Here is an 11,450-nt window from a genome sequence, read left to right on the forward strand (position 1 = left end):
GCATAAATACAACACGAACAAATAAACGCTATTTCCCGGCAGCGGGCAGACGGCGGAATACATGCCCCCGCAGGAGCATGTCAGCAAAAATTAACCAAAGATATAGGTATTGACGAGATTTTCGAGTAATTCCTGACGCCCGCTGTGATGCTGCGGATTCAGATTATGCTGCTCAGCGTACCGGGCAATATTATCCAGCGACATACGGCCGGCCATAATTTGCTGCCCCAGTTCGCCCTGCCAGCCGGCATAGCGTTTTGCCAGAGCCCGATCGAGCTTGCCATCCTCAATCATCCGCGCGGCCAGCTTGAGAGACAGCGCCATCACGTCCATGGCGCCAATATGGCCATAGAACATGTCGTATTTGTCGGTGCTCTGCCGGCGAACTTTGGCGTCAAAGTTCAGGCCGCCGGTGGTGAATCCCCCGGCTTTGAGGATCTCGTACATCACCAGGGTATTTTCTTCCACGCTGTTCGGGAACTGATCGGTATCCCAGCCGAGCTGCGCATCGCCGCGGTTGGCATCAACGGAGCCGAAGATCCCCAGCGCGATGGCGCTGGCGATTTCATGGTGGAAAGAGTGCCCCGCCAGGGTGGCGTGGTTGGCTTCAATGTTCACCTTGATCTCATTTTCCAGACCAAACTGCTTCAGGAAGCCATACACCGTCGCGACATCGTAATCGTACTGATGCTTGGTGGGCTCCTGCGGTTTCGGCTCGATAAGCAGCGTGCCGCCAAAGCCAATCTTATGCTTGTGCTCCACCACCATCTGCAGGAAGCGGCCAATCTGCTCGCGCTCCTGACGCAGGTCGGTATTCAGCAGGGACTCGTAACCTTCGCGGCCGCCCCACAGAACATAGTTTTCGCCGCCGAGCTGGTGGGTGGCGTTCATGGCGGTCACCACCTGCGTGGCCGCCCAGGCAAACACCTCCGGATCGGGGTTGGTCGCCGCCCCGGCGCCGTAGCGCGGGTGGGTAAAGCAGTTGGCGGTGCCCCACAGCAGTTTCACGCCGGTTTGCTGCTGTTTCTCCGCCAGCACCTCGGTCATCACGGCAAAATTATGCAAATACTCTTTCAGCGACGCGCCTTCTGGCGAGACGTCGACATCGTGGAAGCAATAATACGGCACGTTGAGCTTGTAGAAAAATTCAAACGCCACGTCCGCTTTGCGTTTGGCCATTTCCAGCGCATCGCCCGCGGCCTGCCAGGGACGCTCAAACGAGCCGGCGCCAAACATATCCGCGCCATTCCAGCAGAAGTTATGCCAATAACAGGCGGCAAAGCGCAGATGATCTGCCATGCGTTTTCCCAGCACGATTTCATCCGGATTATAGTGGCGAAACGCCAGAGGATTATCGGTTTTAGGTCCGGCAAAAAGAACGCGTTCGAGCTGGTCAAAATAAGTTTGCATGATGAACTCCGAAATTGAAGAAGCCGAAAATTAACAACTGTGACACATCGTGTATTCTCATCGTCGGTTGCTCAATTACGTTATTTCACTCAGCGATTGAGAAAATGCTCAAATGTGAGCCATCTCGCAAATAAAACTATTTTAAATATCTCGCTTCGCGCGCGTATAGCGTACACTTCCTGGGGAATTCAGGTGGGCATAGCGAATTAAAATGCCGGTTTTGTCACATTGCCTGTCTGCCAAAAAATTAGCGGCGGATGGCGGCTCAACGCAGGTGATACAGGCCTTTGCTTCGAGGATCACAGAAGTAAAAAAACATAATTACTTAATTTAAAAACGTAATAGATTCTTCCATGTCAACTGTGTCAGAAAGTGTTTCACCTACACAAAACAAACCGGAGTCTGCTTAGAATGAGTAAAAACATAATGCACAGTCGGCATGATGAATATCATAAATTAACCCGCGGAGAACGAATTGGTTATGGCATGGGCGACTTTGCGCAAAACCTGGTTTTCGGCACAATTGGGGGTTTTCTGGCTTTGCATATGCTGACGGTAAATACCATCAGCACGGCAACGGCAGGCTTTATTTTTCTTTTTGTCCGCATAATTAACGTGTTTTGGGATCCGATGGTCGGCACCTACGTGGATAAACGAACCTCGAAGGCAGGGAAATATCGTCCGTGGCTGTTACGAGCCGGCGTGCCGCTGGTGATCCTCTCGGCATTACTGTTCGCGCCCATCCCCGGAGTGAAAGGTTCGGTGGCTTTCGCCTTTATTATTTATCTGGCGCTGGACCTGGTTTATTCCTTAGTCAATATTCCCTATGGCTCGCTGAATGCGTCACTGACCCGCGACCCGGAATCGATCGATAAGCTCACCAGTACCCGCATGATGCTGGCCAACAGCGCCAACCTGCTGGTCTATACCCTGTTCCCGATGTTTGTGCAGATGGCGGCGCCGAAAGATCGCAGCCTGAAAGACACCGGCTTTTTTGGCCTTGAGCTGAATCTGGGGAATTATGCCGATCCGTCGGCAAACTACGCCTGGTTTGGCGTGTACGCCATCTATATGATCATCGGCGCGGTGGCTCTGTTTATCTGTTATAAATTCACCAAAGAACGCGTTGTCGCGACCGCCGAGCAGACCGCCAACGTCAAAACCACCGACCTTTTCCACGAGCTCCGACATAACCGCCCGCTGGTGATCCTCGGCATGTTCTTTATGCTGGCCTTTACCTTCATGTTCTTCATGAACACCGTTAACGGCTTCTTCAACCAGTACGTCGTCGGCCACTCCGAATGGATGGGCGCGGTGGGTCTCGTCGCGTCTATTCCCGGCATCGCCTTCCCGATTTTCTGGCCGAAACTGAAAAAAATCTTTGGTAAAAAAGGCTTCTTCCATCTGTTCCTCGCCATGTTCATCGTCGGCGAACTGCTGACCTACGTCTGGTCCCGCGAAGGGATGCACGACGCCCTGTGGCTGGCCTACATCGCCACCTTTATTAAACAGTGGGGCTTAACTTCCGCCACCGGCTTTATGTGGGCGCTGGTACCGGAAGTCATCGCGTACGGCGAATTAAAATCTGGCAAACGCAATGCCGCCATTATCAATGCCATTATGGGACTCTTCTTCAAGATCGGCTTCACCATCGGCGGCGCGATCCCGCTGTGGCTGCTGGCGGTGTATGGCTTTAATGAAAGCGGCGCCGTGCAGAGCGCCAGCGCCATCGACGGGATTATTATGACCGCGGTGTGGATCCCGATCGCGCTGGCCGCTATTTCGATGGTGATTATCCAGGTTTATCCAATCTCCGATAAACATGTTACCGACATCAACCGTCAGCTGGATGAGATCCGCGTGTAGTTAAAAAAATTATAAATCAGACCGATTCGTCACTTTCCATTTTAAAAGGTGTAATGAAATGTCACTTATTCAAAACCCGATATTACGCGGCTTTAATGCCGACCCCAGTATTATTCGCGTCGAGGATACGTACTATATTGCCAACTCGACGTTTGAGTGGTTCCCGGGCGTGCGTTTACATGAGTCGAAAGACCTGAAAAACTGGAACCTGCTGCCTTCGCCGCTCTCCACCACCACCCTGCTGGACATGAAGGGCAACCCCTCCTCCGGCGGCATTTGGGCGCCGGCGCTCTCCTGGGCCGACGGGCAATTCTGGTTGGTGTATACCGATGTGAAGGTCACCGAAGGCGCCTTCAAAGACATGACCAACTACCTGACCACCGCGAAGGATATTCGGGGCCCGTGGAGCGACCCGATCAAGCTGAACGGCGTCGGGTTTGACGCCTCGCTGTTCCATGACGACGATGGCCGGAAATATATCGTCCAGCAAACCTGGGATCACCGGGAGTACCATCACCCCTTCGATGGCATTACCTTAACGGAGCTGGATACCAACACGCTGAAGTTAATGCCGGAAACCGCGCGCACCATCTACCGCGGCACCGCCGTGGCGCTGGTCGAGGGGCCGCACCTCTATAAACTGAACGGCTACTATTATCTGTTTGCCGCCCAGGGCGGCACCGTGTTTACCCACCAGGAGGTGGTGGCGCGGTCGAAAACCCTCGAGGCCGACAGCTTTGAAACCGAGCCGGGTGACGTGTTCTTAACCAACGTCGACACGCCGGACAGCTACATCCAGAAACAGGGCCATGGCGCGCTGGTCTCCACTCCGGAAGGCGAATGGTATTACGCCTCGCTCTGCGCCCGGCCGTGGAATCGCCCGGGGGAATCCATCTACGACCCGCGCGGCTGGTCAACCCTCGGCCGGGAAACCGCGATCCAGAAAGTGTACTGGGACGACGAGGGCTGGCCGCGTATTGAAGGCGGTCACGGCGGGAAGACCTTCGTCGAAGGGCCGAAAGACGCCATCTTCACCGAAAGCGCCAGCGATAACAGCCAGCAGGATGACTTTACGTCGCCAGCCCTCGACCCGAACTGGAATACCCTGCGGGTGCCGTTTACGGCCAAAATGGGCGCCACCGGCGACGGCAAATTAACCTTAATCGGCCAGGGTTCGTTAGCCAATACGCATGACCTGTCGCTGATTGCCCGCCGCTGGCAGGCCTTCTATTTTGACGCCGCGGTGAAGGTGAAATTCGAGCCCTTCAGCTATCAGCAGATGGCCGGGTTAACGAATTACTATAACGACCGCCACTGGAGCTTTGTCTTCCTGACCTGGAATGAAATTAACGGCAAGGTCATCGAAGTCGGCGAAAATAACCGCGGGAAATACACATCGTACCTGAAAGATAACGCCATCAAGGTGCCGGACGGCGTGGAATACGTCTGGTTCCGGACCAAAGTCCGCAAGCAGACCTACAGCTATGAATACAGCTTCGATGGCGTGACGTTCACCGAGATCCCGGTCCAGCTGGATGCCGCGGTGCTGTCCGATGACTATGTGTTGCAGAGCTACGGCGGGTTCTTTACCGGGGCGTTCGTCGGCCTGGCGGCGGTAGACTACGCCGGGTACGGCACCCAGGCTGAGTTTTATCAGTTCGAGTATCAGGAGCTGGGCGATAGGTTAGCGGCCGATGGGAGCTATAGCTGGGAGGCTGGCGAGACGCGGGATAAGTAAAAGAGAGCGGGCCCACGCTACCGGTAAGGTAGCGTGGGGTTTGTAGAATGCGGGAACGCAACGGTTATGCGCTCCCGATTTTTTTCAGGCTTGCGCCGCAGAAGGCGAACGCAGTCTCCACTCCCACAGCAAGATCCGTTGTGATATTTAAAAAGCGATCCACCTGGAATCGCCGCATCTGGTGGGTTGATCGGCAATGATTTTGCGAGCATCATCGCATTTATTTAGCTGCCAATGTAACGCTATGCCCTCCAGCACAACCCTGCAACACGCGATCGAGAACATCACCATCTGGCGCAAAGGCGAACAGCGTGCGCCGCATAAGCCACTGTTGCTGCTGTACGTCCTCTCGCAGTACCAGCGCGGCCATGCGCGGATGTTCGACTACGCCTCGGAGATACGCGATGAGCTGCATAGCCTGCTGGAACGCTTTGGCCCGCAGCGCCGCCAGTACCGGCCGGATATGCCCTTCTGGCGCCTGAAAGGCGACGGCTTCTGGGAGCTGCACAACAGCGAACAGTGTTCAACCCAGGGCAGCCGACAGCCGCCCGGCAAAGAGCTGGAGCTCTGCCACGTCGCCGGCGGCTTCGATGAGCCGCATTTTGCGTTACTCAATAGAAATAAGAGGCTGATCAATACCCTCGCCCATCAGATCCTCGAGGCGCACTTTCCGGAGAGTATTCAGGAAGAACTGGCTGAAGAGATGGGGTTTGATCTGCAGCAGATCCGCAAAGAACGCGACCCGCATTTTCGCCAGCAGGTGCTGCGCGCCTATAACTATGAGTGCGCGATCTGCGGCTTCAATATGCGCCATGATAATACCTCCGTCGCCCTGGAAGCGGCTCATATCAAATGGAAGCAGCACGGCGGCCCCTGCGAAATCCCTAACGGTCTGGCGCTCTGCGCAATTCACCATAAGGCTTTTGATAAAGGCTCCATTGGTCTGGATCAGGATATGCGCATCCAGGTTTCGCCGGCGGTGAACGGCGGGGGCATTGTTGGCAGGCTGTTCTGGGATTTTGATGGTAAGCCGATTACCTTGCCGCAGGGGAAAGAATGTTATCCCCAGGAGGGGTTTGTGGCGTGGCACCGGCGTGAGGTGTTCAGGGGGTGAGGGGTATGGTGATAAGCGGGTTTCGATGCTACCTTCTCGCTCCTGAACATCAACGGACCCTTTAATGTCTGCGCCACCATCGTCTTTAAGATACATATACGGAGGAATTGGCATCTCATTTGCTCCTCATCGTTGAAATTAACTGCAATGTAATAATGTAGAGTACAGCTGAAAGGAATATCACTATTACCAGCAATATATAAAAGAAAGTGTCATACATCGTATCGGCGTTCACACTCCCGAACAAGAAGTGGCAAACATCCCTTGCGATATCATAATCGAGATAGTTTTCCGGCCTTGGAAGTGCACATCCCAGAAGCAAAAACAGCAATATAATATAAATAATTTTACTTATATTATGGGCAAGAGATGTTACAGCCACTGGCAACAATCTCCCCCTAACCGCGAACCAGCGGGGAACGCATGCAGGGAACATGAACCAGTGATCTTTTCGTAAGCGCATTCCGGATCATGGCAAAATCAGAATTATGGGCGATAGTAATACAACCCTCGACAACCGCCCCCGGATGCAAACGGAAATTACCGCGTTTCACACCCTCTACCCACGTCTCATCGTCGATTTCGCGGTCGTCACGCCATAATGCAAACCAATCGCTATTCCCCCGCCGTAGTTCGCATAATGATGTGATGAAACGATTGGTGTTAGCCCTGCTTTTATTTATTTTCAAAGAATTGGCTATAGCACCCGCCCTCACGCCGGAAGCGGATATCACTCTGATGAATTCGTCGATGTTTACTCGTGAAGGATAGCGACGGCACAACATGATGCTGTCGATGTGTTCACATAAACCGCCTGTTCACGAGTCATAAACCTGATTCAGTCATGAACAAGTCCGCGCAAATGCATATAAATTAATAATTTTAACATTCAAATTTCCGAGTATCCAATCACTAATCGAATACTTATATGCGCTTTATTATTTTTTGAATTAATACATCTCACGCAATACAATTTGTAACAATTAGATTATGGTAACACTTATCAAGTTATTTATTCTCTTGTAAATTATCGTCGATTATTTCTTGCAAAAGTGATGTAAATCTTCAGTCGTTTATTTAAACATAGGATAGCTATATGGCAGACATAGAAGGGATAGCGCGGAAGTTATATAACATCATTATCTCTCCTGATACAGTTACAGGGCTTATCAATGGTGGGTTATCTGTTCCTTTAGATTATGGTTATCTGATTTACGGTATCTTTGATACGGATACAAGATATGAACGTGAAACAGAAAGAATCCGTATGATGACCGCGATAAGACATGACATTCTTAAGTATGAAAATATCGTTAATGCAGTTAAATTAATCTTTCAGTTATTTAATAAATATCTATCCGAATCAGAACAAGATAGAATATACAGAAGTGTAGTTACCTCTATCGTGGGTAGAATCTCTACGAATATTATCGCATCGAACATCGCTAAAGCCGTTATAGAAAAAACGTCATTTACTTATGTAGTATTTAAGGGGAAAGGGAATCCAATAGCCTTTTTAAGTACTATCCTCTTGTTTGGTGGAATGGCAGAGCGTTCCATCAGGACCTCTGATAAACTCAGGAATGAAGCGCCCGAGGTATACTCGTTGTTAAGACCCCGCGATTATGATCTGCTTTATTTCTTATTTGCCGATGCGGTACAACCTTTTGTGGATGCCATCCATGCAGGATACACTGAGGGCAACTCCGTGTTCGATAAGATTATGAAAAGAGTGGAAGATCATTTAAATACGAATGCTAAGGCTGGGTGATATGAAAAAAATCATCACGCCACTCGTCGATATAGTTCTCTGCACCTATATTATTACCACATGCTTTATTTGCCTGACTGAGTTTAATAACTGGCAGAATAAAATAATCGCAGTGACGATTATAATCGGCAGCGCTTATATCATCGCCATTGCATTGAATAGATTACTGGGAACAAAGATAGGTGTGTTAAGCGGTATTTTTAATTTACTATCAGGCCCGCTACTAATTATAGGCGCTATTGTTTGCATAGCCTTACTTGACCCGTGGCCGGTTAAGGTTATTGGTCTGTTTTTATGGGTCATTATAATGTTTTGTTTACCTTCATTTATAAATAGAGATAAGGAATAATCATGTCAAATCCAGCATATCTTTGGCTAACCGATACAAACGGCTCCCCTATAACTGGTAGTTCTCTCGTTACAGGGCGTATTGGCGCTATTGAATTAAAAGCGGTAACGCACCACCTATCCATTCCTGTGGATGGAAACACCGGGAGATTAACAGGAACCAGAGTACATACGCCTATTACGGTACAGAAAGATTTTGATAAAACAACGCCCCTTTTATACAAAGCGCTGAGTGAGAACCAAACATTAAAGTCGGCAACCATAAAGATGTATCAGATCCTTGATGCAGGTGTTGAAAGCGAATATTTTAATATTATATTAGAGAATGTTAAAGTAACCGGAATTACCCCCAACTTATTTCCGGATTCTGGTACAGGCACACACAGCGAAACGATTCAGTTAAGGTATGAGGCCATCACCTGGAAACATTGCGATGGGAATATCATTTACAAAGATTCCTGGAATCATCGGGCAACAGCATAAACTCCCCTTAGACTAAAGGCCATCCAAAAAAGTGGCCTTTTCTAAGTTTAACTGATGATTTAAACCACCCTCGCCAAACAAGCCCCTAATGCAGCCGCATGATTCCCGAAAAAATCATCTAAAATTGACCTTGCTATACTACATTGACCTGCTCTCCGTTGATTAATACATCTTGATGTCATGAATGTTTTCATCAGCAACTGAGGGCATCCCTGTGAAGAAGCGTTTTTCCGACGAATAGATCATCAGTATTCTCCGTGAGGCCGAAGCCGGCGTTTCTGCCCGGGAATTCTGCCGCAAGCACGCTTTTTCAGACGCCACTTTCCACACCTGACGCAAGAAGTTTGGAGGCATAGTATATAAAGGCTATACCTCCATAAGTAGAGCTAAATTAATTCAGCCCATTCGATACCTGCATTGCTTTAAGCCCCCTATAACTTCCGCTGTTCCAGGCTGGAATAAATCGTTTTAATTTCCGCTTGTAAGCTTTCGCCACGGTATACCATCGACGTATCGTATCGTTTGTACTTCTCATCACGCGTAGCGCTAAACCAGTTGAACGATCCTATGCACAGCAGCCCTTCATCACCAATCACGATTTTACTGTGAACACGGTTTACCAACATAGTCACAATGCCCAGCGCATTTAGTTTTTCCACTGCATCATTAAGGCGCTGCTGTTTTGCTTTGCGCTTTACATAACTGACGTCTTGAGTATTAAAGCTTTTATCCGTTACAACAGTAATGTCGATACCACGAGCACGAGCCTGGATCATTGATGTAAGAAAACCGGTTTGTTCCAATTTTTCCCAGGTCAGCCAAGGGGAAACAATAGTAATACTTTTACCGATAGCGTCAAAAGTCTGGTTCAGGAACACATCATGCTGCTCAACACCGTGCAAGGCAGAGATCTGTGTTTGCGCTGTATTAAGGTCCTGGCGTTCTTTATACTCAAACTGCAGTGCATTATTATCGGATGCAAACAGGTATTTTGAAAGCAACCCTCTCGGCGAGGAAGCGGGCTGAATCTCAAACAGGTCCATATCGCCAAAGACCAAAAAGCTATCTTTAGCACGTGAAACGGCAACGTTCAGCATGCTGCTGTCTCTATCAATAAATCCGCCATCTTCATGTTTCGAATACACAGGAGAGAACAGCACAATTGCCCGTTCCGCCCCCTGCAATGAATGAACCGTGCCCACTGTCAGCGAATTTTCATCGCCACTACAATTGATATCCAGCTTACGTAATGACGATTTAATCGCACTGACCTGCGCCGAAAATGGGGTCACAATGCCGACTAATTCATGTAACGGTTTATTGTAGTGATGCTCAATCTCTTCTTTGTGCGCTGCAAGCCATGCAGCAATCGTCTTCGCTTCAAAGTCGTTATAACGACTTCCACCATTGGCCTGCATACCCTTACCATCTATATGTAGATAGCCCATTGCAGGGAATATAGTCCCTTTTTCTTCCCCTCGTTTGGGCTGCAACTTACCGTGATAACTAAGGGTGTTACAGTAGCCAATGATGTTATCGAAGCAGCGACGGTGTTCGTACAGATACATCCCCCGCGCCAGATCCGGATCGTACTGGTAGCGCGAGTTAAACTGTGCAACCTTCATAACGCTGCCGGATGCAGCGCTCTTTCCTGATTCACACACCAAAGCATAAGCTTCAGTAAGTTCTTCCTGAGAACCTTCTGGAAGGATATGCTCCTCAACCATATTGCCAATATCAATACAAGGCAGGCTGTTCCAGATAGGCGCAATCTGTTCTGTGTCGCCAATTACCAGAGCTTTCTTCGCCAGTGCGAAAGAAGCTGCAGCAACCTCAGGAAGCACCTGCCCCGCTTCATCGACGATCAACAAATCGGCGAAGTTATATAAATAACCATTATCATACTTCTTACCGCTAACATGTTCTCTGATAAGCATATGATGAGGAAGCATAAAGGAGGTCATGACGACACAAGGGGTGAGCTTCATTCTTCGCAGCCAGCGGGCTTTAATAGTCTTCGCCCCTTTGCGACCTTTTTCTTCTTGAAGGTTATCGATATTCGCCATATCCATCAGCCACCGACCTTCCCAGTAATGCGTCGCCAGCAAAAACGCCGGGAAACGGAGCTTTGTATCGGCAAGCTCATCGGCTTCGCTCAGATTCAGCTCCGTCTCGCCTGCATAACCCAGCGAATGGGTTATCTCCCACCAACGGATGACGGCTTCACTTTCACGTCGGGAAATGTCCTCAGCGTGATCAATTTGCTGTTGGTACCCGGCCTGTTCTTTATGAGCTTGCTCAATCAATCCATCGATAAAGGCATCAATTCCATCAGGCTGAGATCCCTGGAATGCTGTCATTCTTTCGCCAAACGTAGCCTCCAAAAACAGCTTCATTTGATAGTGACGCTTAGTACGAACGGCGGGAAGCCAGGAGAAGAGAGTGAACATGATCGACTCTCCGGCTCGATATTGTTCCCACTGTTTTTTGCCCTGCGTTAATAGTGAGATTTCATTGGTGCTATTGAGCAGTAACGTTCTCTTATCCTGAATATACTGTTCCAGATCGTCACTGATGACATGCCGCTCCTGACGGATTGTGTTCAGGTCAGGCTTTGTTGAATAAATCGAACTTTTGCTAAGTTGAAGGATCAGATCACGCATCTTCCCGACAACGCAGACCGTTCCGTGGCAAAGCAAAAGTTCAAAATCACCAACTGG

10 protein-coding genes and 2 pseudogenes are annotated in these 11,450 nt (G+C 49.5%); 7 read left to right on the forward strand and 5 right to left on the reverse strand.

The window, feature by feature from the left end:
• Window positions 1–90: 90 nt before the first annotated feature.
• Entirely contained in the window at window positions 91–1,410 is a 1,320-nt protein-coding gene (gene xylA, locus AC6CWS_RS24460) for a xylose isomerase (RefSeq protein ID WP_017900971.1), read from the reverse strand.
• A 426-nt stretch (window positions 1,411–1,836) separates the two neighbouring features.
• Between xylA and AC6CWS_RS24465 the strand changes: the two genes are divergently transcribed.
• From AC6CWS_RS24465 to AC6CWS_RS24475, 3 genes are all read left to right on the forward strand, one after another.
• On the forward strand, window positions 1,837–3,276 hold the full coding sequence (locus AC6CWS_RS24465) for an MFS transporter (RefSeq protein WP_072199169.1): 1,440 nt from the start codon (window positions 1,837–1,839) through the stop codon (window positions 3,274–3,276).
• A gap of 58 nt (window positions 3,277–3,334) precedes the next feature.
• Window positions 3,335–5,014 carry a glycoside hydrolase family 43 protein gene (locus tag AC6CWS_RS24470; protein WP_065884182.1) on the forward strand — a complete coding sequence of 560 codons (1,680 nt, stop codon included), beginning with the start codon at window positions 3,335–3,337 and terminating at the stop codon, window positions 5,012–5,014.
• A gap of 244 nt (window positions 5,015–5,258) precedes the next feature.
• Window positions 5,259–6,128: a phosphorothioated DNA-binding restriction endonuclease gene (locus AC6CWS_RS24475; RefSeq protein WP_065884180.1), complete on the forward strand. Its 870-nt coding sequence runs from the start codon at window positions 5,259–5,261 to the stop codon at window positions 6,126–6,128.
• Between the two features lie 21 nt (window positions 6,129–6,149).
• Here the strand turns inward: AC6CWS_RS24475 and AC6CWS_RS24480 are convergent.
• The 3 genes and pseudogenes from AC6CWS_RS24480 to AC6CWS_RS24490 form a co-directional block, all read right to left on the reverse strand.
• A pseudogene (locus AC6CWS_RS24480) lies at window positions 6,150–6,242 on the reverse strand (type VI secretion system tube protein Hcp); the annotation flags it as partial.
• Window position 6,243: 1 nt separating this feature from the next.
• Complete coding sequence (locus AC6CWS_RS24485; protein WP_065884184.1) at window positions 6,244–6,510, reverse strand: hypothetical protein; 267 nt, start codon at window positions 6,508–6,510, stop codon at window positions 6,244–6,246.
• Between the two features lie 16 nt (window positions 6,511–6,526).
• A complete protein-coding gene (locus AC6CWS_RS24490) occupies window positions 6,527–6,913 on the reverse strand; it encodes a DUF2778 domain-containing protein (RefSeq protein ID WP_222615652.1) in 387 nt (128 codons plus the stop codon).
• A 311-nt stretch (window positions 6,914–7,224) separates the two neighbouring features.
• Here AC6CWS_RS24490 and AC6CWS_RS24495 point away from each other — a divergent pair, with 311 nt between their 5' ends.
• Genes AC6CWS_RS24495 through AC6CWS_RS24505 form a run of 3 tightly spaced genes read left to right on the forward strand, consistent with a single transcriptional unit; the run spans window position 7,225 to window position 8,730 of the window.
• Complete coding sequence (locus tag AC6CWS_RS24495; protein ID WP_048296543.1) at window positions 7,225–7,899, forward strand: Ssp6 family T6SS pore-forming effector; 675 nt, start codon at window positions 7,225–7,227, stop codon at window positions 7,897–7,899.
• A gap of 1 nt (window position 7,900) precedes the next feature.
• Entirely contained in the window at window positions 7,901–8,248 is a 348-nt protein-coding gene (locus tag AC6CWS_RS24500; RefSeq protein WP_004199257.1) for a hypothetical protein, read from the forward strand.
• 2 nt (window positions 8,249–8,250) lie between these two features.
• Window positions 8,251–8,730 (forward strand): Hcp family type VI secretion system effector, encoded by a 480-nt coding sequence (locus tag AC6CWS_RS24505; protein ID WP_004192264.1) that lies wholly within the window; start codon window positions 8,251–8,253, stop codon window positions 8,728–8,730.
• Between the two features lie 431 nt (window positions 8,731–9,161).
• Here AC6CWS_RS24505 and AC6CWS_RS24510 read toward each other — a convergent pair.
• A pseudogene (locus tag AC6CWS_RS24510) lies at window positions 9,162–11,351 on the reverse strand (AAA domain-containing protein); the annotation flags it as partial.
• A 21-nt stretch (window positions 11,352–11,372) separates the two neighbouring features.
• On the opposite strand from AC6CWS_RS24510, the gene AC6CWS_RS24515 reads away from it, so the two are divergent.
• Window positions 11,373–11,450: hypothetical protein (locus AC6CWS_RS24515; protein ID WP_223602338.1), on the forward strand; the 78-nt coding region annotated here is incomplete at its 3' end.

Source organism: Klebsiella sp. M041, assembly GCF_059759695.1.

What these genes read in the sequence shown, in the direction of transcription:
- AC6CWS_RS24465 (WP_072199169.1), top strand. Translation starts at nt 1,837, where the DNA reads ATGCACAGTCGGCATGATGAATATCATAAATTAACCCGCGGAGAACGA.
- AC6CWS_RS24495 (WP_048296543.1), top strand. Translation starts at nt 7,225, where the DNA reads ATGGCAGACATAGAAGGGATAGCGCGGAAGTTATATAACATCATTATC.
- AC6CWS_RS24500 (WP_004199257.1), top strand. Translation starts at nt 7,901, where the DNA reads ATGAAAAAAATCATCACGCCACTCGTCGATATAGTTCTCTGCACCTAT.
- xylA (WP_017900971.1), bottom strand. Translation starts at nt 1,410, where the DNA reads ATGCAAACTTATTTTGACCAGCTCGAACGCGTTCTTTTTGCCGGACCT.
- AC6CWS_RS24505 (WP_004192264.1), top strand. Translation starts at nt 8,251, where the DNA reads ATGTCAAATCCAGCATATCTTTGGCTAACCGATACAAACGGCTCCCCT.
- AC6CWS_RS24490 (WP_222615652.1), bottom strand. Translation starts at nt 6,913, where the DNA reads ATGTTGTGCCGTCGCTATCCTTCACGAGTAAACATCGACGAATTCATC.
- AC6CWS_RS24470 (WP_065884182.1), top strand. Translation starts at nt 3,335, where the DNA reads ATGTCACTTATTCAAAACCCGATATTACGCGGCTTTAATGCCGACCCC.
- AC6CWS_RS24475 (WP_065884180.1), top strand. Translation starts at nt 5,259, where the DNA reads ATGCCCTCCAGCACAACCCTGCAACACGCGATCGAGAACATCACCATC.